The sequence below is a fragment of the Paenarthrobacter sp. NyZ202 genome (assembly GCF_049860755.1).
GTDB lineage: Bacteria > Actinomycetota > Actinomycetes > Actinomycetales > Micrococcaceae > Arthrobacter.
In genome coordinates this window covers 38,591-62,388 of the sequence record NZ_CP187556.1, presented here as the reverse complement: position 1 = coordinate 62,388, position 23,798 = coordinate 38,591, and the positions used below count along the sequence as shown (strand labels likewise).

The window sequence follows — 23,798 nt, the reverse complement described above, 5'->3', positions numbered from 1 at the left end:
AACTCACTTCTTCGAGGAAATCGTGGGGGCAGGAGAGGCTTCCGGTACGGGACGGAACCGGATGCGGCCTCCGATGGGTACTTGTGCGGCACGGTCCAGATGCCCGTCGACCACCACGCCGATCACGGGATATCCACCGGTGATGGGATGGTCGGCCAGGAAGAGGACAGGCAAGCCCGCGGGCGGCATCTGAACCGCTCCGGCCATGGTCCCTTCACTGGGAAGTTCACCCTGCCGTGCCCGTTGCAGGGGTGTCCCGTCCAGGCGCATGCCCACCCGGTTGGATTGCGGCGTCACCAGCCATTCCTGGCTGTAGAGCGAATCGATCGCTGCTTGGTCGAACCAATCGGCCCGGGGACCAGGAACTACATCCAGGACGGTGACGTCCGTGCCTGGGAAATCCGGCTGCAACTCCGGGCTGCCCACCACAGTCGAGGCCGTGAGGCCGCCCGCTGGTACCTGGCTTCCGATGCGCAGGGGCGCCGGGCCGATCCCGGACATCGTGTCCGACGAACGGCTCCCCAAAACCTCAGGAACGTCCACCCCGCCCCGGATGGCCACGTAATTCCGGAAGCCGGAGTCGGGGGCGCCCAAGGACAGGACTTCCCCGTCGAGCAGCGCGAAAGGCGTGGCCATGGCAACGGTGCGGCCGGCACCTTGCCGGGCTCCGCCGTCGTGATCAACCCACGACGGCGGCTGGATGGTGAGCGTCGTCGGGGCACCGGTCACGGCAATCACCTGATCACCCACGGCCTCCACCACCAACCCGCCGTTGACGGTCTCGATGGCTGCCGCAGATGAAGGGTTTCCCACGAGCCGGTTGCCGCGGCGCAGGGAAGCCCTGTCCAGCGCACCGGCCGCTGACACACCCAGCGGACCGAAGCCCTTCCTTCCCAGGTCCTGGATAAGGCTCTGGGCTCCCGGGTTCAGGACGCGGAGGCCGGGGCCGTCGGACTCGCCGGCTTCGGGGGTCTTCGCCGCAGAGGGAGCAGTCACGACTTCGCGGACTGCACGGTACTGGACCCTGTCGCCCGGCCGGACCAGAGCAGGTTGTGGCCGGTCCAGGTCCCACATCCGGGCTCCGGTACGGCCGATCAACTGCCAGCCGCCGGGAGACTTCCGCGGGTACACGGCCGAGTACTGGCCTCCCAACGCCACCGAGCCTGCCGGAACCGCAGTGCGCGGGGAGGACCTGCGCGGGACGTCCAGGGCCTGGTTTTCGCCGACCATGTAGCCAAAGCCAGGAGCGAAGCCCGCGAAGGCCACAGTCCAGACCTGCCCGGTGTGGACGGCCACCACGCCGTCCACACTGAGGCCGGTGAGTTCCGCGACATCGGCGAGGTCCTCGCCGTCGTACACGGTCTCAATAACAACCAGGCTGGAATCGGCGGCTTCGGGTGGCGTGAGTTCCACGTCCTGGAGCCGGGCACCGATGGCACGGGTGGCCGAGGCCGACTCGCCCACCACCATGACGGTCTCCGCTGCCGCCAGGACATCCACTTGTCCGGGCAGCGGCGACCGGTTCAGGAGATCCTGCAGGGCAAGGACTTCCTGGAGGTCGTCGAGTTCAACCAGCACCGCCCGGGTGCCCACAGGGCGAACGGAGCGGAGCTTCCTGGGTGCGGCGGTTTGCGTCACGGTGTCCATCATTGCCGAAACCGCCGCCTAGGCGCGCTGCTCCTGCAGGAGCAAAGCTTCCTCTTCGGGCTTGGGGTCACGGCCCATGAGCATGCCCACGATCGTGACGATGGCCGTGGCGAGGAGGTAAAGGGCAATGAGGTACCAGCCGCCGGAGGCCGCACCGTAAAGGGCAGTGAAGATGATCGGTGCCACGGCTCCGCCAATGACACCGGCCAACGTGTAGGCCAGGGAGCTGCCGGCGTACCGGAGGCGTGCAGGGAACTGTTCGGTGATGAATGCTGCCTGCGGACCGTACATGAAGGCGTGCAGGGCCAGGCCGATCACCACGCCGATGGTCAGCATGGCCACGGACTTCCCTTGGATCATGAGGAAGAACAGCGGAATGTAGGCAGCCGTGGCGGCAGCGGTGACGCCGTAGACGAGTCGGCGGTTGAAGCGGTCGGTCAGGGCACCGGCGGCCGGGATGAGGAACAGCTGGAACGCGGAACCGATGAGGATGGCCGCCAGGACGTTGCCTGTTGTCATGCCCAGTTCCTTGGTGGCGTACACCGCGACGAAGACGGTGAAAAGTGCGTACAGGACATCAGGGCAAACGCGGGACAGGGCGGCGGAGACCAGCGCCTTGGGCTGGGTGGTGAAGACTTCCTTGATGGGTGCCTTGGGACGTTCACCGTGAGCCTGGATGGCCTTGAACACGGGCGTTTCCTCCAGCTTGAGCCGGATCAGCAGGCCGAACACCACCAGGAGGGCCGAGGCCAGGAAGGCCACACGCCAGCCCCAGGACAGGAAGGCATCGGTGGGGAGCGAGGCCGCGAGGATCGCGAGTACGCCGTTGGCCATCAGGTTGCCGGCGGGCGGGCCGATCTGGGCTGCGGAAGACCAGAATCCACGCTTGTTGGGATCGCCGAATTCGCTGGACAGCAGGACCGCGCCGCCCCATTCGCCACCAACACCGATGCCCTGCGCCAGGCGTAGCAGCACCAGGATGGTGGGTGCGGCAACGCCAATGACCGAGTAGTCGGGAAGCGCGCCGATGAGGACTGTTGCCACGCCGATCAGCACCAGCGTGAAGACCAGCACGAACTTGCGCCCGATCTTGTCGCCCAGCCGTCCGAAGACGACGCCACCGATGGGACGGGCCAGGTAGCCCACGGCGAAGGCTGAGAAGGACAGGAGGAGGCCAACGAATTCGTCGCCCGCCGGGAAGAAGATCTTGGGGAAGACCAGGGCGGAGGCCACGGAATAGATGGCGAAGTCGTAGTACTCCAGCGACGTGCCGGTGAGGCTGGCGATGTATGCCTTGAGGGCGCCGGCCGGTGGCTTCCTTGTCACGGCCTTGGCTGCCTTGTTGGTGCTGGTCATGGTTTTCCTCCGGGGATGAGGGATTCTGTTGGGGTTTGGACGAACGGGGAGATGCTGACACCGGCATCATCCAGGGCGGACTTCACGGCGCCCGCCATGGCCACGGCACCGGGTGAGTCACCGTGCAGGCAGATGCTGTCCGGCTGGACGCTGAGGATGGAGCCATCGATTGCCTGGATGCTGTTTTCAGTAGCCATGCGGAGAACGTGGCGGGCGACTTCCTCCGGATCGTGGAGGACTGCACCGGGCCGGGAACGGGAGACCAGGGTGCCGTCGGGGTTGTAGGAACGGTCCGCGAAAGCTTCGGAGACACTCCGCAGACCTGCCTCGTCAGCCAGCCGCAGCACTTCCGATCCGGGAAGGCCAAGGATTGGCAGTGTGGGATCCACCGATTTCACGGCATCCACCACGGCGCGGGCCTGGGCAGTGTGGCTGACGATCGCGTTGTAGAGGCCACCGTGCGGCTTGACGTACTGGACTGTGCCGCCTGCGGTTGCAGCCAGCGCCTGCAGTGCTCCGATCTGGTAAACGACGTCATCGGCGAGTTCCCTGGGATCGATGTCCAGGAACCGGCGGCCAAAGCCCGCCAGGTCGCGGTATCCCACGTGGGCACCAATAACGACGCCGGCCTGGACCGCCTTGTGGCAGGTGCTGCGGATGACGCTGGGGTCACCGGCGTGGAATCCGCACGCAACGTTGGCGCTCGAGACTGACTGGAACATGGCTGAGTCATCGCCCAGCGTCCACCGGCCGAATGATTCGCCGACGTCGCTGTTCAGGTCAATGCTGGGCATGGTGTGATCCCTGTCTCGTGAGGTGCGTTACATCAAGAATGCACCAAATCGCCGGATTGTTCAACAATCCAGCGATTCCCCTTTTTGGCAATCGTGTAAATTTTGATGCATGGCCAGCGCAGACGGGATCGTTAACAGCACGTCGGACGCCTCGGGCTCCAAAGCCCGCATGCGCGTCCGCGTCCCGTCGGTGGCCGAACGGGTGGCAGAGGAAATCCGGTACCAACTGGCAGAGGGATTCCTGGTACCGGGTGCCAAGCTGACCGAAGCCACCATCGCCGAAGACCTTGGCGTCTCCCGCAATACCGTCCGGGAGGCCTTTGCGGAACTGGCCAGTGAACGCCTGCTGGTCAGGCTTCCCAACAGGGGCGTGTTCGTGGCCACCCTGGAGGCCGGGGACATCCACGACGTCTACACCGTGCGCCGCGCCATCGAGGTCAGCTCCATCCGGGCGGGGGGTTCCCCGGACCGCATCGCCGCCGTAAGGGCCGCCGTCGAGGAGGGCAAGCGCGCCTCAGCCGAAGGTGACAACGACGGCCTGGGCAGTGCGAACCAGCATTTTCACGGGGCGATCGTGGCCCTGGCGGAAAGCAGCAGGCTTAACACAATCATGGCCCAGGTACTGGCCGAGATGCGGCTCTACTTCCACAAAGCCACCGTTGACGCGCACTTTTATGCCGACTGGCTGGCCGAGAACGACCAGATCTGCGCGGCGCTGGAAAGCGGCGAACTTGAGAAAGCCGGCGATCTCCTCCTGGCCTATCTCAACCGTTCAGAGGCACAGCAGGCCGCAATCCACGGCGAGTAGGCCACGGCGAGTAGACCTTGGCGGGGCGGAAACGTCAGCGCTTGCCCTTCTTCCGCGAACCGCGGCCGCGGCCTTTATCCGGGTTGGGCGCATACCGCTGGGCGACGGCCGGCTTCTTCGCGCCGGAAGACCCTCGGCGATCAGGCTTGGGCGCCCTCTTCGGCTTCTCCGCCTGCGCCGACGGTTGCCGCGAGCTCTGGGCAGTACGACCCCTGACGATTCCAATGAATTCCTGAATCAGCGGGCTGTCCTTGTCAGCGAGCCACGCAACACCGATTTGTGTCCCCGGTACGCCTGACAGACGCCGGCTCACGGTCTGCTTGTTGTTCAGGTGCCTGGCCACGGGCATCGGCAGGATCACCAGGCCGGCCCCCGAGGCCACTACCTGCAACGCCATGTCCGGGCCGCCCATGTCCGCGACGTCCAGGAAGTTCTCCTCGGCGAGGTCCTCCACTGCCACGTCCTCGAAGACGGAGATCTCGTGTCCCTTGGGAGCCACCACCGCAGGCTGCTCCTCATAAAGGGGAATGAGGTTCAGGCCTTCCCGGTCCACCGGCAACCGCACAAAGCTGACGTCAGCGGAACCGTCACGCAGTACCGACAGTTGAGTGCCGTCGTCGGACATGAACGCATGCAGCGGGACGTCCGGCATCCGTTCCTCCCACCGGCGGATCCACTTGCCGGGCGTTACACCGGCCACATAGGCGAAGCGGAGCTCAGGAGTTTCGGGGGTTTCTTCGGGGGCTGGCACACACTCACAGTACCGGGCCGGATACCCTTGAAGCATGACTCCCAAGAACTCCCAGACCATGAAGCCGGCAACAGCTGCCAAGAAACTCGGCATCTACCTGCCCGCCGCACCGCAGGAGTTCCAGGACTCGCCCGTCACCCGCGACGAATACGCCGAGCTCCAGGCCAACCCGCCGGAGTGGCTCGCCGAACTGCGCCGCAACGGTCCGCACCCGCGTCCGGTAGTGGCACAGAAACTGAACATCTCCATTAGCGGCCTCACCCGCGGCGGCGTGACGGAACCACTCACGACGGCGGAAATCGCCGAGCTGCTGCAGGCTCCCCCACAGTGGCTGGTGGTTGAGCGCGCCACCCATGCCGCCGTCCGCGCCGACGCCTTGCGCGTCAAGGAAGAGCAGCGGAAAAAGGCAGCCACCAAGGAGGCCAAGGAGAACGCGGCCGCCAAGCGCGCAGCTCCCAAGGGAACCAAGCGCAACTCATGATCCATCAAAGCCGGTGGCCGGGACAGCAATGTCCCGGCCACCGGCTTTTAACTAGTCCTGGTGCAGTTGGACGAAGTTGCCGCAACCGTCGTCGAAGACCGCGCTGATGCCGGAGGGATCCTCTGCCGGCTCCCCCTTGAACAAGACTCCGGCGGCGAGCAGGCGCTCATACTCTGCCCGTACGTCCGGAACGCCAAGCACCACAGCCGGCATCCCGGCGTCGTACACGGCGTTCATGTAGTTGGCGCCGATGGGGTTGTCGCTGGGTTCAAGCAGCAGACCTGTTGCGTTGTCATCGGCGCCGGGATTCTTGATGATGAACAGGTTGTACTCCGGCATGGCCATCAGCGTGTCGAAACCGAGCGTACCCGTGTAGAACGCGTGGGCTGCTGCGGGGTCCTTGACGTGGATGCTGCACATTTTCAGTCTCATGGGCTTAGGCTACGCTCCGGCCCCGACAGTGTCCCGCGGGCAGAATCACCTTCAACCGGACAAGACACCGGCGCACGCCGTGGTGAATTGTCCGGTGGGAGGTGTCGCGCAGCCAGCCGCTGCCGCATACTGAAACCACAGCCTTTGCGTCCGGGAGGTGCTCCGATGCTCTTGTGGGGATTGGCCCTGGTCCTCGCCACCGCGGCCACGACGTTTCTCCTGCACCGCAAGCTCACCCACGGCAGAGGCCCGGAACCGGACACCATTTTCTGGGATGTGTTCGCAGGGCTCACCGTCATTGCGCCAGCCATCCTGGTTCCCTCGGTGCAGTGGCCACCGGCGGGACTGGTGATGGTCGCGCTGGCAGGAACGACGGCGGCCGGAACCCTGGCTGCCATCCGGAAAGTCGAGCGCGTGCAGGCTGCAGACCCGTGGCGGCGGGCAGGTTTTGCTGTCGACTCCGCCCGGCATACCGAGATCCTCACCCAATGGCGGCGCTACGAGTTGGACCCTGCACGGACCATTGACTACCCGGGCATGTCCGACGTCCGGATCACGGAAACCGCAGCCCTCGCCAAGGCCATGCGGGAGGCCGAGCGCTGCAAGGTGACTGCGGGCACCGACTACAGGGCCGCCGTCGAGCACCTTGCAGAGGCCCTGCGTGAAGCCGAACGGGCCGCGGGCGTCCCCACCATCCTCCCCTCGCCGAGATGACACTTAATGACAATCCTGGGCCGCAACATTGTCATCAATTGCCACCTCGGCGGGAGAAGTTCCTGAAGAACTCCGGGCGCACCCGATACATCACCAGCATGATCACGACGCCCAACAGGATCACTCCCATGCCCAGAATGAACACCAAACCCACGCCACCGACCGACGAACCCGAACCATACTCCGGGTCCATGGAGTCGATCGCGGTCTTCACGAACATGACCAGCAGGATCACGCCACCCAGCAGGGGTGACAGGAACTTGAAGAAGAACGAACGGACACCGGCAAAGGCCGCAGCCCTGAAGTACCAGACGCAGGCCAGTGCCGTGATGCCGTAGTAGAAACAGATCATCATGCCCAGGGCCGTGATGGTGTCCCAGAGCGCATTCTCGGAAACGGTACGGGTGACCACGTAGAAGCCCGCCGCAGCAATGGCTGCGGCGATGGTGGCTGTGCTCGGAGACTTGAAGGTGGGGCTGATGCGGCCGAACCTGGGGGAAATGGCGCGGTAGTGACCCATCGCCAACAGCGTCCGGGCGGGTGAGACGAACGTCGACTGCAGGGAGGCCGCGGAACTGCTCAGGATGGCCAGGGACATGAGAATCGCGAAAGGACCCATCACCGGACCGGCCAGTACGGCGAAAATGCTCGACTGGTTCTCCGGGTTGCCCGCCCCCAGGCCCGTGTCCCCAACGCCCGCAAAGGACAACGTCGCCAAGGCCACGGTCATGTAGATGACCACAATCACCAACACGGTCACGGTTGCGGCTCGGCCGGGTGTCTTTTCAGGGTTCTTCGTTTCCTCGTTCATGGTCAACGTGACGTCCCAGCCCCAGTAAATGAAGATCGAGAGGGACACACCCGCGGTGAACGTCGTGAAGGAGTCAACCGCAAACGGGTTGAACCAGTCGGGCGAAATGGCCGTGGCGTCGAAGGCCGTGCCATTGGCAACATGCGCGAACGCCGAAACGGCGAACCAGCCAAGGACCAGTAACTGGAAGGCCACCAGCACGTATTGCACGCCCTTGGTTGTTTCCATGCCCCGATAGGAAATCCAGCAAGCCGCGGCGATGAACACCAGCGTTGTGGCGATGTTCAGGGGGAGGATCTTGCTTAGCTCGGCAAGGGACGGATCGCTGAAGACCTGCCCGAGCATCAGATAGAAGAAGTCCACGGCAACCGCGGCGAGGTTGGACAGCACGATGATCGTCGCCGCGATGAGCCCCCACCCGCCCATCCAGCCAATCCACGGACCAAAGGCGCGCGTTGCCCACGTAAAGGAGGTTCCGGCGTCGGGCATGGCGTTATTGAGTTCGCGGTAGCCGAGCGCCACCAGCAGCATCGGGATGAAGCCCACCAGGAAGATCGCGGGAAGGTGGACACCCACCTCGGAAACGGTGGGGCCAAGCGCGGCGGTCAGCGTGTACGCCGGCGCGATGCAGGAAACCCCGATCACGACGGCGCCGATGAGGCCCACCGATCCGGCTTTCAGGCCCTTCTCACTCAGGGCCGAATCTTTCGACTGGACCGTCTTTGGTGCAGTTGACATGGGTATTGCCTCTCGGGCGACGGCTAGGAGCGCTGTCGCGTGTAGTCGCGGGGAACCACGATCATGGGAACTGGCAGGGCACGCAGGATCCGGTTCGCGGTGGTGCCAAGGAAGGTGGCGCGGTGCTGCGCCAGGCGGCTGGAGCCGATAAGCAGGATTTCGCCGTCTTCCCACTCGAGCCGGTCCACGGCCTCCTCGATCGTGCGGCCTTGCGCGACGACGATTTCGGGTTCAGCGCCTGCGTCACCGGGGGCGGAGCCGGAGTCGGAACCCCCGACGGCGGCAAGACGGTCGGCGGCATGCACCCAGGCGGCGTCGGCGAGCCCGGGCGAGTTACCGCCGTCGAGCGCCAACAGGGAGACTAGCCGCAGCGGAAGATGGCGGTCACGCGCGGACTCCACGGCGACGTCGAGCAGTTCATCCGCACCTGGCCGCGTGCCGAAACCGCAGCTGAGTCGGGTGATGCCCGCTGTCCGATCAAACCCGTGGGGCGCCAAAGCGACCGGGACCGGCGATGAGTGCAGCAGGGAACTGGCCACTGAACCGATGGTGAACCGCTTGAACAGGCCGTTGTTGGTGGCACCGATGACCAGCGCGGCCGCATCGAAGTTCACGGCGGCATCGATGAGTGCCTGAGCTTCCGAGTCTCCACGGCGGATGTGGGCGCGGGCAGTGACGTCGTCGGGAACCAGGGCCAGGCCGTCGTCGAGCCACTGCCGGGCTTGCTCGTTGAGGATCGAGTCGTAGCCGGGCTCGGGCGGGTACACGGCGTTGTACGGGGAGTCCTCGGGGACCACCAGGACCAGGTCCAGGCTGGCGTCCTGGCCGCGGGCCAGCGCGATGGCGAGGTGCACGGCGTCGCGGCCCCTCGCGTTGGCGGTGTAGCCGACCACGTAGCGCATGATTCTCCTTAAACAGTGCTGCCGGCAGCCCGGGGACGGCACTTCCCCCGGACTGCCGGTTGCTTGATTCTGCGGCTAGACCGCGACCGAAGCCAGCTTGTTGGCTTCGACGATCCGAGCGGCGGTCGCCTGGCCCATGCGGACCGCGCCATCCACGTGCTGGTAGCCTTCGGCGGCGAGGTCGGACGAGGACCAGTAGATCGGGCCGACGTTCGCGTGCTGGTCCTTGCCGTAGCGGTGCAGGCCGCCAAGGTCATAACTGGACGCGTATGCGCCGCGGGTCCATTCCTCCGAGCCCCAGTCGGACTCGTAGTAGACCTCGGGGGTCAGGGCCTTGTCCCCAAGGAAGCCGGCGATGGATTCCAGGATGGCCTGCTTGCGGTCCTCGGCGCTGAGCTCGAAGACGGCGTCGGCCTTTTCGTCGGAGACGAAGCCCACCAGGGTTCCGCGGGTGTCGCCATGGTTGGTGTTGTCGTAGACCTCCTGGACCAGCGCACCGGCGCTGAATCCCGTGCCGGACAGTCCCTCTTCGCGCCAGAAGGGCGTCTCGTAGACGGCGTGCACCTTGATGACCAGGCCCAGGGACTGGTGCTGGTGCATCTGGTGCTGTCGCCGCGGCAGCGGCGGATTGAAGGAGACCCGGGAGTAGAGGTTCGGCGGAACGGCCATGATCACGTAGCGGGCGTTGACCGTCGCGCCGTCGGAGACGACCGTGACGTTGTTGTCTTCCCAGTTGATGCTTCGCACCGGGCTGTTAAGGACGACGTCGGAACCCAGCTCCGCTGCCTGCAGCAGCGAAACCTGCTGCATGCCGCCGATCACGCGCTTGTCCAGGATGAAGTCCTCATCCGTCAGGTGCGTGAAGGAACCGGCCGAGGCAGCCATGAGGATCGCCTGCAGGGCAGAGAAGGCATGGGCGGGTTTGGTGAGCATGCCGCCTGCGATGAAGAGGCCGATGTTGTTGCAGGCTTCCTCGTCGTTGGAGTTCTGGCGGAGCCAGTGGTGGAAGGAGATGGTGTCCAGCTCCCTGGCCTTGGGGTGTGCCCAGGGTTCGGTGGGGCCGATCTCCGCGGCGAGCTCATCCAGGATGGCAACGAGCTTGTCCATTTCGGCCTTGGTGGTCTCGTTGACCGGGAAAGTGTCCCCGGTGTACTGGACGCGCTTGCCGTCTGCGCCAATATAGACGGATTCGCCATCGCGGTAGCGGGAGTACATTTTCAGGCCGAGTTCGTCCAGCAGCTCCATAAGGGCCGTCTGGTCAGGGGAAACCCACTGGCCGCCGATCTCTAGCATGGCGCCGTCGATGGTGTCGGTCCAGGTGCGGCCGCCCACGCGGTCGCGCGCTTCGAGCACTGCGACGCTGAGTCCGGCCTTCTTCAATTCGCGTGCCGCCGTCAGCCCTGACGGTCCGGCACCGACGATCACAACGTCGCGATCAAGATTCTGCATGATGTCCTCTCCGTGGCCGTCCGTTGGTGACTGACCAATAAATGAATGTCATTCATTTATCTCCATGGTAGCCCGGGAATCGGCACCTGTGAAGCCCCGATGGAATAATGCAGGGGATACTGGCAGCAGAAAGGCTCCCGATGCCCGCACCCACACCCGAGGCCGCACCCGCGGCTGTTGGCTCAGCCCCCGCCGCCGGCAAGTCCCGCCGTCGTGCCGGTCGCCCGGTTGCGCGGATCCTGGACCAGCACGGAATTACGACGGCGGCACTCGAGTTGATCAGCAGCAAGGGTTACGACGGACTCACCATGGCGGCACTGGCCCGCTCACTGGGCGTTGCACCGTCTGCGCTGTATAACCACGTCTCCTCCAAGGACGACGTGCTGGTGCTGCTCGAGGATCACCTCGCGGCCATGGTGGATGTGTCCGCCTTCGGCAAGGAGCCGTGGGAAGCTGCCGTGCGTCGTTGGGCCTGGTCCTACCGCGACGTCTTCTCCGAGCACACTCCCCTGATTCCGATCATCGCCGTGCTCCCCGTTGCCAACGCCCCCAAAACCCTGGCGATGTACGAGGCCGTAACAGCCGGGTTCCGGGATGCCGGATTCCCCGAAGAACGCATCATCTCCGCGATCGTTGCGTTGGAGGCCTTCGTGTTCGGCGCCGCTTACGACGTCACCGCACCGGAGGACATCTTCGACGCCGGCAACCTCGCCGAAGACGTCCCCAACTTCACCTCCGCCGTGGACCGCTTGTCCCTGGCAGGCCACGAGCGCCCCACGGATGCGGCGTTCAGCCTGGGGCTGGAAGCGCTCATCGCGGGATTCGGGGCGATGCGGGCCTGATTTGCCTAGGCTAGGTCCATGACTGAACCGCTGGATGAAGGTCCCTTCTATCACGGTACGAAAGCTGAAGTTCAGGTGGGTGACATCCTCTCGCCGGGCTATCGCTCCAACTACCGGCCCGACGTCGTTATGAACCACATCTACTTCACAGCGTTGCGCGACGGTGCAGGACTGGCGGCGGAGCTCGCCGTCGAGCTTGCCTCCGGCAACGGGACGCCGCACGTCTACCTCGTTGAGCCGACCGGGCCGTTCGAGAACGATCCGAACGTTACGGACAAGAAGTTTCCCGGGAACCCCACGCGCTCGTACCGCAGCACTTCTCCGCTCAGGGTGGTTGAGGAGGTCAACGACTGGGCACGGCTGACACCCGAAGCGCTGGATATGTGGCGGGAGCGCCTGAATGCGCTCCTCGCAGATGACCGCGGGGAGATTATCAACTAGCAGGTGCTTGGATTCATAATGCCAAGTTAGTGCAGTATGCTGCACTCTATGGATCGAAGTGCGGAATCGCTGTCACGTGCCATCGGCATGCGGGTGAACCAGGAACGCAAGGGCCGCGGCTGGACACTCGACCAGCTGGCTGAACTGGCAGGCGTCAGCCGCCGGATGCTGGTAAATGTCGAGCAGGGCGGCGTGAATCCAAGCATCGGAACACTGCTGCGCCTCAGCGATGCGCTGGGGGTGGGATTGCCGGCCTTGGTCGAACCTCCGGCATTACGGGCGGTGAAGGTGGTCCGCGCAGGCGAGGGTGCCGTGCTGTGGACCGGGCCCTCGGGAGGCCGCGGCATCCTGGTCGCGGGCACTGAGTCTCCCGACGTCGTCGAGCTTTGGGACTGGACGCTTGCCCCCGGCGAGCGGCATGAAAGTGAGGCGCACTCTGACGGCACCCGCGAGCTGCTGCAGGTACTGGAGGGCTCCCTCACGGTGCTGATCGAATCAGAGGGCCACGAGCTCAACACCGGCGATGCGTTGACGTTCCGAAGCGATGTTCCCCACTCCTATGTGAATCCCTTTGCGTTGCCCACCCGCTTTACGTTGGCAGTCTTTGAACCGGGCGTTGGAGCCGGACATCGCGCGGAGAACACCAATGCGTAGCGCCCTGACCAGTACTCTCACGGCAGCTCCGCCCTGGTCGATGGCCGTCGCAGCAATGCTGACCATTCAGCTGGCCAACGCCCTGTCGGTATCAGTCATCGGCCAGGTGGGACCTGCGGGTACCGCTTGGGTCCGCATGTGCTTCGGCGTTGTGTTCCTGTGGATGATCAGCCGGCCGGCCATTCGTTCCATACGCCGACGCGATCTTCCGGCGCTGACAGCCCTTGGAGTGGTCACGGGTTTCATGACCGCTTTCTTCCTTGCCGCCGTCGAGCGCATCCCGCTGGGCACCGCCGTCGCCATTGAATTCCTCGGACCCCTCACGGTAGCCGGCATCATGAGTCATCGCCGGAAGGCGCTGGTGTGGCCATTGCTCGCACTGATCGGAGTGGTTCTGCTGACGGAGCCGTGGCACGGCACCATCGACCTGGTTGGTGTGGGCTTCGCCCTGGCCGCAGGCGCGTGCTGGGGTTTGTATAACGTGCTCACCCAGCATGTGGGCGACCGCTTCTCGGGGATCAGCGGGCTGTCGCTCACCATCCCCGTTGCCGCCTTGGCCACCCTGCCCGTTGGCTTGCCGCAGGTATTGGGTGGGTCGCTTGAATGGTGGGTGCTGCCGGTTGCCGCGGGAATCGCGCTGATTACCCCCGTGATCGCGTTTGGCCTGGAGATGCTTGCCTTGAGACGCATGACCCATACGGCCTTTGGCACTCTGCTGTCGATTGAACCTGCCTTCGGTGTGCTGATCGGGTTGCTGGTGCTCGCGCAGGCGCCGACGCTGATGCAGGTTCTCGGGATCGCCCTGGTTGTAGTGGCGGGGACGGCGGCGCAGCAGGGTGGCAGGCGGTCTGCCAAGCCGGTGGTGACGACGGACGTGCCGGCGACGCCGGGCGGCGTGGCGACGCCGGGCGGCGTGGCGACGCCGGGCGGCGTGGCGACGCCGGGCGGCGTGGCGACGCCGGGCGTCGTGAGGACGCCGGGCGGCGTGAGGAACGAAGACGGACGCGTTGAAAGCTAGTTGAGGCGTTCGAACACCATCGTCGCTTGAATCCGGTCGCCTCCACCAATCATCCCTTTGCTGCCGCTGCTCGCGGTGGTGATGGTGTGCAGGCGATAGCCTTTGGCAGCTTGGTCGTTGATGGCTTTCTCGAGGGACGGCAAATTGCCCGATCCGGCTCCCATCAGCTTTTCTTTCAGGATCACCTGGAGAACGACATACTGCTGCATGAGTGAAATCCCTTCGGTTGGTGATCAATTGAACGCAATGCTAATGGATCCGTGGGGTGCGGCACGCGTTGTCGGATTCTACCGGCGGTGGCGATGGGTGAGGAACGTGACAGTGAGACCGTCTCAATGCGGTGAGCGGAAAAGCGGTAGCGAGAAGGCCAGCGCAAGACAGGCCTATCCGTTCAGTCCTTTACGCTGAGCTCACCTATCAGGGCTACAGGGGTGTTTAGTACGGGGCAGGCCCAAAAACCTTGATCATCGATCAGTTGGGCGGCCAAAGGGTGATTGTTGGGATGCCAAGGGCAACAAGGCCAATTACTGTTAGTGGGGCTGTTCTCTTCGATAACCCATTCTTGGACCTGGTCCGCCACTGATACAAGCTGCTCGGCCTGTGGTAGGTCCTCTTTGACCGACACACCCTGACCTGTGGAATCTCGCGTACTGTAAATCATCGCCGAGAGCATCCGCGGGTCGTCGTCCCAGTCGCTCTCTTCGATGCGTGGTTCTTCAAGCCCGGCGGAACTCACATCCCGCAACACCTGACGGATGATCTCTACGATCTCTACTCTCATGAAGGCCTCTCTCACTACCGCTATGTGCCCGCCTCCGCTGCTCGAGCCTCTTCATCTGCTACGTTACCCCTGACCGCGGCCGCTAGTTCGACGTGACAGAACACCGGGATCAATGTTCAATCTATGGGGGAGATATGCGCCATCCTGGCATCAAATTCAGGCAAGCAATCATAGGCATTTTTACAGCGCTTGGCTTGTCGCTTCTAGGAGTTACTCCCGTCGCCCAAGCCGACACCACGCAAGACTCCCAAGTATTCGTCATAAATGACCCCACTCCAGCTGCCGATTCAACACTATAGATTGTGTTCGATATACCCTTATCCAAGGAATCCGCCCGCGATGTAAAGACCTCACTGGGCGACAAGCCTTTGATACAGCCCATGAGCTACGTTGCACCTCCGCTGGTACACGGTCCAGCGGTCAATCAGAATATCAGCTGCAAAATTGGGAACTACCGTTTCTCGGATACTAACGGCGCTTTCCAGATCCGGAATAATTGCCCCTACAATAATGCTAACTGGAGTTACCAGATCTCCTCCTTACTTCGGGTAAAATAACAAGCAATGTCAGTGAATCAGGCCTTGTTTGGTACAAAGCGGGGGTTCGTCAAGGGAAGAATGCACCCCACACAGTTCCTGCGAACTATTATTTCCACGGCACTATGAGCAATGTAAGAAACTATGAAACGGTTACCTATGGCGATCAGCTCTCATTCCGAGTCCTCATCGCCGGACGAGCTGGTTCGGCAGTGCTCACCATTGGAGGCACGGTGAAGATGGTCCCTTAGATGAGGGAATCCGTCTCAAGGTGACGAGCCATCGGCTAGCCCGGCGCACTCCATTGCCGTCCACATGGCCTATATTCCAGCGCGTGCATGTGGCCCGACACTTACCGCTTCGCGTGCGCGCCGTCCGGGTGGCAATGGTGCCGCCAGAAGTGTGCCATTTACCTCCCAGCGTCAACGCACAAATGCAAAAGCGCCCCGGGAGGTGCGCCCTGGTGTGCTCTGCAGGATGGGCGACGATCGAATCGGACCGCAATAGTAGGGTTCGGGGTGAACCGGACGAGCAGGCTTGTAGTCGAAGGGAGAACCGTGATCTCAGCGCTAAACCAACTCGTCGACTTTATCGATGGCCACCTCACTGAGGAGATCAATGTTGATGACTTGGCGATCAGTCTCGGCATGACGGAGTACCACCTCCGTCGGATGTTCTCATCGCTGGCCGGCATGCCGCTTTCCGAGTACGTCCGCAGGCGCCGAATGACGGTGGCTGCAACGGACGTTCTCGGAACGGGTGACCTGCTGGCTATTGCGGTGCGGTATGGCTACGGCTCCACCGAGGCTTTCAGCCGGGCATTCCGGTCAGTGCACGGCGTCGGTCCGAGCGACGTGCGCCGAAACGGCGGACCCCTTCGCACACAACCGCAGCTCAGGTTCCGCCTGACCGTAGAAGGGAACACCACAATGGACACTCGCATCGCAGACCGGCCGGCATTCAAACTCATCGGTCATTCGGCACGTGTCCCACTGATACACAGCGGCCCAAACCCGCACATCCAGGCACACATCGCCTCACTCCCGGTATCAGAGCACGCACGGCTCAAGGAATTGAGCAACACCAACCCCGCTGGCCTGCTCCAGGTGAGTGCCGACGTCGACCCTGACTATACGGAGGGCAGCGAGCTGACCTACCTTCATGGCGTCGCGGTCACCGAAACAACACCGGTGCCCGAAGGGCTCGACACGGTTGAGGTCCCCGCCGGCACGTGGGCGGTGTTCCACGCCGAAGGGGCCTACCCGGAGGTTCTTCAGTCCACGTGGGCCTCCACTGCCACCGATTGGTTCCCCTCCAACCCGTGGCGGCTCCGCCCGGGCCCAGCGATTGTGGCAGTTCTCGATCGCGCGGCCGACTTCCGGACAGCGAGCTGTGAACTCTGGCTACCGGTGGAACGCGGCTGACGGATCAGCCCGCCGCCAGGTCAGTGGCCATCCGGCGGGCTCCTCCGAAAAGTTATCTCTTGTAGCATAAGTACCAAACTTGTATCCTAAGTATCACACCCACTTAGGAGACCCAGTGAGCCCCGTAGATCTCATCCGGCACGTCAAACTGTCCACCGCCCGGCTACCCCTCAGCGTGCCCATCAGCGACGCCAAAGTCTTCACGGGCCGTCAGAAGCCCATGACCGAGGTCGTGTTCCTGTTCGCGGAGATCACCACTGAACAGGGTCACAGCGGCGTTGGCTTCAGCTATTCCAAGCGGGCCGGAGGCCCCGCCCAGTACGCCCACGCCAAGGAAGTCGCGGAGGGCATCATCGGCGAGGACCCCAACGACATCGGCAGGATCTATACCAAGCTCCTCTGGGCCGGCGCGTCAGTCGGAAGGTCAGGGGTGGCAACACAGGCGCTGGCAGCGATCGACATCGCGCTCTACGACCTCAAGGCCAAGCGTGCCGGTCTTCCCCTGGCCAAGCTCCTTGGCTCGTACCGCGACTCGGTCCAGACGTACAACACCTCCGGCGGCTTCCTCAACGCCACCTTGGACGAAGTCAAGGCAAGGGCTACGCAATCCATTGAAGATGGCATCGGCGGCATCAAGATCAAAGTTGGACTGCCCGATTCCAAGGAAGACCTCCGCCGCGTTGCCGGAATCCGGGAGCACATCGGATGGGACGTCCCGCTCATGGTGGATGCCAACCAACAGTGGGACCGCGCCACCGCCCTGCGGATGGGCCGCCAGTTCGAGGAGTTCAATCTCATCTGGATCGAAGAACCCCTGGACGCTTACGATTTCGAGGGCCACGCGCACCTCGCACAGGTCCTGGACACCCCCATCGCCACGGGTGAGATGCTGGCTTCGGTCGCGGAGCACAAGGGCCTCATCAGCGCGCATGGCTGCGACATCATCCAGCCGGACGCCCCACGGGTCGGCGGCATCACCCAGTTCCTGCGGCTCGCCGCGTTGGCGGATGAAAGAGGCCTTGGCCTGGCCCCGCATTTCGCCATGGAAATCCACCTCCACCTCGCCGCCGCCTACCCCACTGAACCCTGGGTGGAGCACTTCGACTGGCTGGACCCGCTCTTCGAGGAACGGCTGGAAACCAAGAACGGCCGCATGATCGTTCCGGACCGCCCCGGTTTGGGCGTCACCTTGTCCGAACAGGCCCGCGCCTGGACCACCGAGTCCGTGGAGTTCGGCGCGTAACCTTGAACGCATGAGCCGAAACCTGACCGCGGACCTCGCCGCCGACCTTCGCAACCGGATCGTCGACGGCGTCATCCAGCCAGGTGAGAAGCTCCCCAGCGAAAACACCCTCATCAGCGAGTTTGGCGTGAGCCGGACCGTTGTCCGCTCCGCACTCACCCGCCTGCAGGCCGAGGGACTGGTGGAAACCGAACGCGGGCGGGGCAGCTTCGCGCTGACCCCGCCCGCCGACGGCCCCACCCAGGCGCCCGGCACCCGGCAGGTCTCCACCGCTGAAGACCGCCTGAACATGCTGGACTTCCGCATCGGTGTCGAAGCGGAAGCGGCAGCCCTGGCGGCGCAGCACCACTCGGACCGCCAGTTGAAGGCTGTCCACGGTGCCCTGGAACTATTCACCGCCAGCTCCGGCCACCCTGCGCACGCCATGAAGGCCGACTACGAGTTCCACCGCGCAATAGCCGCAGCCTCGGGCAACCCCTTTTACACGGATTGCATCACGGCTTTGGGACAAACGATGATCACCATGCCGCGACCCCGACTGCTCTCCAGCGAAGAACCGGACTCCCCCGACCGTTTCGCCCAAGTGGTCCATGAGCACGCCTCCATCTACGCAGCCATCGCCGAGCGCGACCCAGCCGCTGCCGCTGCCGCCATGCGCCTTCACCTGGCCAACTCAAGACGCCGGTTCAAGGCTTCCGCACGCAGCTAACCTCTAACCCCTCACCTACCCAACTAGGTCGCAGTTAAGCACGTTTTGAGCGCTGAAAACGCGCACAAATGCGACCCAGTTGGGTAGGGGCGGCGGGAGGGCGTCACATGACGAATTACTCCGCCCCCCGCCGACATATTTCGTCGTGCAATGACGCCATTTAACGAAATGGGAATCACCGCGTCGCTCCGTTGAGAACTATTGATCGACATTTCCTTTAAGTGGCGCCCGGATTCCGAGGACCGATAATTTTTTATGACTGACTCCCAGTCATTTCGCGGCCGGGATATCCATCAAAAAGAATCCGGGCTGCACGCTGCGCCATTCCGTCATGTGTGCGCCCCAGGAGGAGAGATCCCGGCATGACAACCCAGCAGATCACGGAAGCACCGGCCATACAGGCATACCTCCGGAAGCTCACTGAGCTGTCCCCGGAAATAGCTGTCCTCGAACCGGGCGCTGAAACTACCCGGTACAGCCACGACGCAGCCACCGCCAAGGCTGCCACTGCAGCGCAAACGCAAGGTCCCGCCGTCGTGCTTCCAGCATCGGCGACCGAAGTCCGGCAAGCCGTGAAGCTTGCCGGGGACCTCGGTGTCACCGTGGTTCCGCGGGGTGCCGGCACAGGCCTTTCGGGCGGTGCTGCGGCTACCGGGAACCAGGTGGTTATTTCCACGGAAAAACTCAGCCGCATCATCGAAGTTTCTCCCTTGGACGAAGTGGCAGTCGTAGAGCCCGGCGTCATCAATGCTGATCTGAACAAACACCTCGAGCCCTTCGGCCTTTTCTATGCCCCGGATCCCGCGAGTTTCGACATTTCCTCCATCGGCGGCAATATCGCCACCAACGCAGGCGGGCTGCGCTGCGCCAAGTACGGGGTGACGCGCGAATCGATCCTGTCCCTCGACGTCGTACTCGCCGACGGCAGCCTCATCACGGTCGGCCACCGCTCCATCAAGGGCGTCACCGGTCTTGATCTGACGTCGTTGTTTGTCGGTTCCGAAGGCATCCTGGGTATCGTCACCCAAGCCACGGTGCGCCTCCGTCCCATCCCGGTAGCCCGCAAGACCGTCAGCGCCTTCTTCGACAGCACCGCTGAAGGCACCGGCGGCCTGGCAGCCATCACCCGCTCGCCCGTGCGCCCTGCGGCCATTGAATTCTTTGACACGCCCAGCCTGGCAAACATCGACGCCCACTCCGGCACAGCCCTCCGCAGCCGGGGCGCCGCCTTGATCCTGATCGAGCTCGACGGCTATGGCATCGGCGACCAGGCCGCGGACCTCGCCACCGCCCTCAGTGCGGTGGGTGGCCGGGTCACCGTGGAAGCGGACGACGACGGCGTGCGGCTTTGGGAGCTGCGCCGCAGCGGCCGTGGACTCCCGCAGGACAAGTGGTACATCGGTGAGGACATCGCGGTACCCAAGTCGCGCCTGGCCGAGGTTTACGCTGCATTCCCAGCCTTGGAAGCCCGGTTTGGCGTCACCATCTCGGCCGTCTCACACGCCGGCGACGGCAACCTCCACCCCCTGATCACCCTGGACAAAATGCCCGACGACGGTCCCACCCCGCCTGCCCCGTTGCAGGAAGCTGCCACTGAACTGGTGAAGGTTGCCCTGTCCCTGGGCGGCACCGTCACCGGTGAGCACGGCGTGGGAACCATCAAGAAGGAATGGGCTGCCTTGGAACTCTCCGAGCGCAGCCGTGCATTGCAGCACGCCATCAAAGCAGCCGTGGACCCCGCCCACCTGCTTAACCCCGGCAAAGCCATCTAGGCCCGGCCGCGCAATCCCAACAGCATCAAGGAGACCCCTCATGAACATCATTGGCACCCCCGAATTCCGCAGGCGCGCGTTCCTCGCAGGCCTCGGCGCCCTGTCCACCTCCGCACTGGTCACCGCTTGCGGCGGACCTACCGCCAGCACCGGCCCTACCGGAGGAAGCCCGGTAGAGGGCGGAAACATCACCTTCCTGATCCAGGGCTACGACACCGGCTGGGTTCCCAGCAAGACCGCGATCTCAAGCTACGAGGGCAACCTTTGGGGCCAAATCACCGACAAGCTGGTGTACGTCAACGAGAAGGGCGAGCTCAGCCCGTGGGTTGCCGAGAAGTGGGAAGAGCTCAACGGTGCCAAGGACTTCGTCCTGCACTTGAAGGAGGGCGTGACCTTCTCCGACGGAAGCCCGCTGGACGCGGCCGCCGTGGTGGCCAACCTCAATGCCTGGGCCAAGGGCGATGCAGAGCGCGGTATCAGCAAGGTTGGACTGTTCCCCTCCACCAACTTCCTCTCTGCGGAGGCCGTGGATCCCAGGACGGTCAAGGTTGCTTTCTCCTCGCCGGCCCTGGGCTTCATCGCCACCCTGGCGTACCACGGCTGCATCCTGCTTTCCCCGAAGACCTTGGCATTGCCGGTTGAAGCGCAAGCAGACCTCAGCCAGGAAATTGGCAGCGGTCCCTTTGTGGTCAAGTCCTGGAAGCAGGGCGACAGCTACGTCCTGGAGAAGCGGAAGGACTACAACTGGGGCCCGGCGGCACTCGGACACACGGGTCCGGCCCGCTTGGACACCATTACGTACAAGGTCATCAAGGACACCTCGGTCCGTACATCCACCGTGGTGTCCGGCCAGGCGGACGTGGCCTTCAACGTGGAACCCCAGGAAATCGAGTCCCTGAAGGCCCAGGGTTTTACCGTTGGCACGCCGCGCTACCTTGGCTTCGTCGACGGCTTCCAAGTCAACACCACGGCATTCCCCACCAACGAGCTCGCCGTCCGCCAAGCCATCCAGCACGGCATCGACCGTGAAGAAATCCGCAAGACCGTCTACACCGACGACTGGAACGCTGCCACCACCTTCATCCAGGGCAACGTCCCCGAAGCGGGCGAGTTCAGCGACTCCTTCGCGTTCGATCCCGGGAAGGCCAACAAGGTGCTGGACGACGCCGGCTGGGTCAAGGGCTCCGATGGCTACCGCACCAAGGACGGCAAGACCCTCGAGTTCACCCTGACACCGAACCCCTACGTCCCCTCCACCAAGGCCGAGGACGAGCTCATCGCCCAACAGCTGAAGAACGTCGGCATCAAGGTCAACCTCAAGGTGGTCGATGTTGCGGGCTACGCAGCTGTCCAGGCCAGCAAGCCGCCGCTGTTCCAGACCTCCCGCAGCTTCGTCGACGTCGGAACGGTCGCCGGTGTCCTGACCAGCCAGAACAAGGGCGAGGACTGGTTCAGCGTCGGAACCAGCGACCAAAAGCTGAACGACCTCTCGACGGCGATCGCCACTGCCTCGGACCGCGCTTCCCGTGAAAAGGTTGCCGACGAACTGCAGAAGTACGTGCTGGAGCAGGGCTATTTCGTTCCCCTTAACCAGCTGGTCCAGCGCCTCTACCTCATCAGCCCCAAGGTCCAGGACGTCCACTACAACGGCCTTGCCTACGCCAACTTCTACACCGCCTGGATAGCAAAGTGACCTCCGGGTACAAGCGTTTCGCTGTGGTCAGGGCGGGACAGGCGGCCATCGTCATCCTGCTCGCTTACGGAGTGACGTTCCTGGTGATCAGCGTGCTCCCGGGCGACGCCATCACCAACACGCTGCGTGACCCGCAGCGCGGCCTCAGTGAAGAAGACATCCAAAGGATTGTGTCGTACTACGGCCTGGACGAACCTGTGATCGTCCAGCTGTTGCTCTCCCTTGGCCGCTTCCTCACCGGTGAGCTGGGCTTCTCCCTGCAGTCCAACCTGCCCGTGGCTCAGCTGGTGGGTGACGCGCTGCCGTCAACGCTGACGCTGGCTTCCACGGCACTCGTCATCGCCGTTGTCTTCGCGGTGGGGATCGCCTACGGTGCGCAGTACCTCCCAAGCCGGGCAGCCGCCGTCGTGCGTTCCATCCCATCGCTGTTCCTGTCGGTGCCCAACTTCGTGATCGGCCTGGTGCTGATCGAGCTGTTCGCGTTCCGGCTGCATACCTTCACTACTACCGACCCCAACAGCGCCGTGGCGACGTTGTTCGCTGCCATCACATTGGCTATTCCGGTGTCGGCACCCTTGGCCGAAGTGCTGATCGCCAGCCTGGATCATGAATCCCGGCAGGAATACGCGCTGGTGGCACGGTCACGGGGGCTGACCGAGGCGAGGCTGTTCGCGAAGCACCTGGTGAAGCCTTCAGCCCTGCCGTCGGTGGCCATGATCGCCCTCATCGTTGGCGAGCTGCTGGGTGGGTCGGTCATCACCGAGACCATCTTCGGACGCGACGGAATCGGCACGGTCGTCCAGAGCGCCGTGACGGGTGAGGACCAGCCCGTCCTGCAGGCCGTGGTCTCCCTCTCCGCAGTGGTGTTCGTCGGCGTGAACCTCCTGGCCGACCTCGCCTCGCCGCTGCTCGACCCCCGCGTCAAACTCCAGGAAAAGGTGGGCGCATGACTGCCATCCTCAGCAACCCCGAACTCGCCGGACCGGTGGCTCCACCCAAGCGGCTCTTCGCGGGCCTGCCGCCCGTCACAGTGCTCCTGTCTTTCACCGTGGTGCTCATCGTGATCCTCTGGTCGCTCGCTCCCGGGCTTTTCACGCACTACAGCCCGGTTACCGGCGATACCGCCAGCAAACTGGCCGCGCCCAGCGCCGCACACTGGTTCGGAACCGACTACCTCGGCCGCGACCAATACGCCCGGGTGGTCTACGGAACGGCATCCTCGGTCACAAGCGCCCTGGTGGCCGTACTCATCGGCCTGGTGGTAGGCAGCATCATCGGCCTTGCCAGCGGGTTCCGCGGCGGCTGGCTGGATGCTGTGCTGGGCCGGTTCGTCGATGTCCTGCTGGCCATCCCGGGATTCCTCCTGGCCGTGGTGATCGTCAGCTCCCTGGGTTTCCAGACCATCAACGCTGCCATCGCTACCGGAGTGTCCGCCGTCGCCGTCTTCGCCCGGCTGATGCGCGCGGAAGTGATCCGCGTCCGCAGCGCCAGCTATGTGGAAGCGTCCTACCTGGAAGGCGGCAACCGCCGCCACGCCCTGCTTGGACACATCCTGCCCAACGCCTACCGCTCGGTGCTGGTGCTGGCGGTGCTCCAGTTCGGCACGTCCATCCTCGTCATCGCCTCGCTGGCGTTCCTCGGCTACGGCGACCCGCCACCGTCCTCCGATTGGGGACTGCTGGTGGCCTCCGGCAAGACCTACGTCACGGGTCCATGGCTCGTGTACGCGCCGGCGCTGGTCATCGTTATCACCGTGTTGTCCGTGAACCCCATCAGCCGCTGGCTGCGAAAGGCGAAGTGAC

Annotated in this window: 24 protein-coding genes; 14 read left to right on the top strand and 10 right to left on the bottom strand. The window is 63.9% G+C overall.

Annotated features, from left to right (window positions below):
* Positions 1-3: 3 nt before the first annotated feature.
* The 3 genes from ACPFL9_RS00300 to ACPFL9_RS00290 are packed head-to-tail and all read right to left on the bottom strand — an operon-like array spanning position 4 to position 3,797.
* A complete protein-coding gene (locus ACPFL9_RS00300; RefSeq protein WP_426007633.1) occupies positions 4-1,647 on the bottom strand; it encodes a 5-oxoprolinase/urea amidolyase family protein in 1,644 nt (547 codons plus the stop codon).
* Between the two features lie 18 nt (positions 1,648-1,665).
* Positions 1,666-3,003 (bottom strand): MFS transporter, encoded by a 1,338-nt coding sequence (locus ACPFL9_RS00295; RefSeq protein WP_426005075.1) that lies wholly within the window; start codon positions 3,001-3,003, stop codon positions 1,666-1,668.
* Positions 3,000-3,797, bottom strand: coding sequence for a LamB/YcsF family protein (locus ACPFL9_RS00290; RefSeq protein WP_426005073.1), 798 nt, complete (start codon positions 3,795-3,797; stop codon positions 3,000-3,002). The genes ACPFL9_RS00295 and ACPFL9_RS00290 overlap by 4 nt, the downstream gene beginning before the upstream one ends.
* 109 nt (positions 3,798-3,906) lie before the next feature.
* Here ACPFL9_RS00290 and ACPFL9_RS00285 point away from each other — a divergent pair, with 109 nt between their 5' ends.
* Positions 3,907-4,605, top strand: coding sequence for a GntR family transcriptional regulator (locus tag ACPFL9_RS00285; RefSeq protein ID WP_426005071.1), 699 nt, complete (start codon positions 3,907-3,909; stop codon positions 4,603-4,605).
* Positions 4,606-4,639: 34 nt separating this feature from the next.
* Here ACPFL9_RS00285 and ACPFL9_RS00280 read toward each other — a convergent pair whose 3' ends face one another.
* Positions 4,640-5,392, bottom strand: coding sequence for a LysR family transcriptional regulator substrate-binding protein (locus tag ACPFL9_RS00280; protein WP_426005069.1), 753 nt, complete (start codon positions 5,390-5,392; stop codon positions 4,640-4,642).
* Here ACPFL9_RS00280 and ACPFL9_RS00275 point away from each other — a divergent pair.
* Positions 5,391-5,837: a DUF5997 family protein gene (locus ACPFL9_RS00275; RefSeq protein ID WP_426005068.1), complete on the top strand. Its 447-nt coding sequence runs from the start codon at positions 5,391-5,393 to the stop codon at positions 5,835-5,837. The two genes, ACPFL9_RS00280 and ACPFL9_RS00275, sit on opposite strands and share 2 nt — an antisense overlap.
* Before the next feature lie 51 nt (positions 5,838-5,888).
* Here the strand turns inward: ACPFL9_RS00275 and ACPFL9_RS00270 are convergent, their stop codons facing one another.
* Positions 5,889-6,269, bottom strand: a complete 381-nt coding sequence (locus ACPFL9_RS00270) for a VOC family protein (protein ID WP_426005067.1) — start codon at positions 6,267-6,269, stop codon at positions 5,889-5,891.
* A 165-nt stretch (positions 6,270-6,434) separates the two neighbouring features.
* Between ACPFL9_RS00270 and ACPFL9_RS00265 the strand changes: the two genes are divergently transcribed.
* The gene (locus ACPFL9_RS00265; RefSeq protein ID WP_426005065.1) at positions 6,435-6,983 is read left to right on the top strand and encodes a hypothetical protein; all 549 of its coding nucleotides are present in this window, start codon (positions 6,435-6,437) and stop codon (positions 6,981-6,983) included.
* Between the two features lie 34 nt (positions 6,984-7,017).
* On the opposite strand, the gene ACPFL9_RS00260 is transcribed toward ACPFL9_RS00265, so the two are convergent.
* From ACPFL9_RS00260 to ACPFL9_RS00250, 3 genes are all read right to left on the bottom strand, one after another.
* Complete coding sequence (locus ACPFL9_RS00260; protein ID WP_426005064.1) at positions 7,018-8,532, bottom strand: APC family permease; 1,515 nt, start codon at positions 8,530-8,532, stop codon at positions 7,018-7,020.
* 23 nt (positions 8,533-8,555) lie between these two features.
* Complete coding sequence (locus ACPFL9_RS00255) at positions 8,556-9,434, bottom strand: universal stress protein (RefSeq protein ID WP_426005063.1); 879 nt, start codon at positions 9,432-9,434, stop codon at positions 8,556-8,558.
* Between the two features lie 75 nt (positions 9,435-9,509).
* The gene (locus tag ACPFL9_RS00250; protein WP_426005062.1) at positions 9,510-10,883 is read right to left on the bottom strand and encodes a flavin monoamine oxidase family protein; all 1,374 of its coding nucleotides are present in this window, start codon (positions 10,881-10,883) and stop codon (positions 9,510-9,512) included.
* Positions 10,884-10,990: 107 nt separating this feature from the next.
* Here ACPFL9_RS00250 and ACPFL9_RS00245 point away from each other — a divergent pair, with 107 nt between their 5' ends.
* The 4 genes from ACPFL9_RS00245 to ACPFL9_RS00230 are packed head-to-tail and all read left to right on the top strand — an operon-like array spanning position 10,991 to position 13,838.
* On the top strand, positions 10,991-11,725 hold the full coding sequence (locus tag ACPFL9_RS00245; protein ID WP_426005061.1) for a TetR/AcrR family transcriptional regulator: 735 nt from the start codon (positions 10,991-10,993) through the stop codon (positions 11,723-11,725).
* A gap of 18 nt (positions 11,726-11,743) precedes the next feature.
* On the top strand, positions 11,744-12,166 hold the full coding sequence (gene arr, locus ACPFL9_RS00240; RefSeq protein WP_426005060.1) for an NAD(+)--rifampin ADP-ribosyltransferase: 423 nt from the start codon (positions 11,744-11,746) through the stop codon (positions 12,164-12,166).
* A 48-nt stretch (positions 12,167-12,214) separates the two neighbouring features.
* The gene (locus tag ACPFL9_RS00235) at positions 12,215-12,820 is read left to right on the top strand and encodes a helix-turn-helix domain-containing protein (RefSeq protein WP_426005059.1); all 606 of its coding nucleotides are present in this window, start codon (positions 12,215-12,217) and stop codon (positions 12,818-12,820) included.
* Positions 12,813-13,838, top strand: a complete 1,026-nt coding sequence (locus tag ACPFL9_RS00230; protein ID WP_426005058.1) for an EamA family transporter — start codon at positions 12,813-12,815, stop codon at positions 13,836-13,838. Before ACPFL9_RS00235 ends, ACPFL9_RS00230 begins: the two co-directional genes overlap by 8 nt.
* On the opposite strand, the gene ACPFL9_RS00225 is transcribed toward ACPFL9_RS00230, so the two are convergent.
* Both ACPFL9_RS00225 and ACPFL9_RS00220 read right to left on the bottom strand, forming a co-directional pair.
* Positions 13,835-14,047 (bottom strand): DUF4177 domain-containing protein, encoded by a 213-nt coding sequence (locus tag ACPFL9_RS00225; RefSeq protein ID WP_426005057.1) that lies wholly within the window; start codon positions 14,045-14,047, stop codon positions 13,835-13,837. The two genes, ACPFL9_RS00230 and ACPFL9_RS00225, sit on opposite strands and share 4 nt — an antisense overlap.
* A 182-nt stretch (positions 14,048-14,229) precedes the next feature.
* Positions 14,230-14,619: a hypothetical protein gene (locus tag ACPFL9_RS00220; protein ID WP_426005055.1), complete on the bottom strand. Its 390-nt coding sequence runs from the start codon at positions 14,617-14,619 to the stop codon at positions 14,230-14,232.
* Positions 14,620-15,712: 1,093 nt separating this feature from the next.
* Here ACPFL9_RS00220 and ACPFL9_RS00215 point away from each other — a divergent pair.
* From ACPFL9_RS00215 to ACPFL9_RS00185, 7 genes are all read left to right on the top strand, one after another.
* Positions 15,713-16,579 (top strand): AraC family transcriptional regulator, encoded by an 867-nt coding sequence (locus ACPFL9_RS00215; protein WP_426005054.1) that lies wholly within the window; start codon positions 15,713-15,715, stop codon positions 16,577-16,579.
* Positions 16,580-16,694: 115 nt separating this feature from the next.
* Complete coding sequence (locus ACPFL9_RS00210) at positions 16,695-17,822, top strand: L-talarate/galactarate dehydratase (RefSeq protein WP_426005053.1); 1,128 nt, start codon at positions 16,695-16,697, stop codon at positions 17,820-17,822.
* 10 nt (positions 17,823-17,832) lie between these two features.
* Positions 17,833-18,531 (top strand): FadR/GntR family transcriptional regulator, encoded by a 699-nt coding sequence (locus tag ACPFL9_RS00205; protein WP_426005051.1) that lies wholly within the window; start codon positions 17,833-17,835, stop codon positions 18,529-18,531.
* 362 nt (positions 18,532-18,893) lie between these two features.
* The gene (locus ACPFL9_RS00200) at positions 18,894-20,303 is read left to right on the top strand and encodes an FAD-binding oxidoreductase (protein WP_426005049.1); all 1,410 of its coding nucleotides are present in this window, start codon (positions 18,894-18,896) and stop codon (positions 20,301-20,303) included.
* Between the two features lie 40 nt (positions 20,304-20,343).
* Positions 20,344-21,996, top strand: coding sequence for an ABC transporter substrate-binding protein (locus ACPFL9_RS00195; protein ID WP_426005047.1), 1,653 nt, complete (start codon positions 20,344-20,346; stop codon positions 21,994-21,996).
* The gene (locus tag ACPFL9_RS00190; RefSeq protein ID WP_426005045.1) at positions 21,993-22,946 is read left to right on the top strand and encodes an ABC transporter permease; all 954 of its coding nucleotides are present in this window, start codon (positions 21,993-21,995) and stop codon (positions 22,944-22,946) included. Before ACPFL9_RS00195 ends, ACPFL9_RS00190 begins: the two co-directional genes overlap by 4 nt.
* Positions 22,943-23,797 (top strand): ABC transporter permease, encoded by an 855-nt coding sequence (locus ACPFL9_RS00185; RefSeq protein WP_426005044.1) that lies wholly within the window; start codon positions 22,943-22,945, stop codon positions 23,795-23,797. Before ACPFL9_RS00190 ends, ACPFL9_RS00185 begins: the two co-directional genes overlap by 4 nt.
* Position 23,798: the final 1 nt, after the last annotated feature.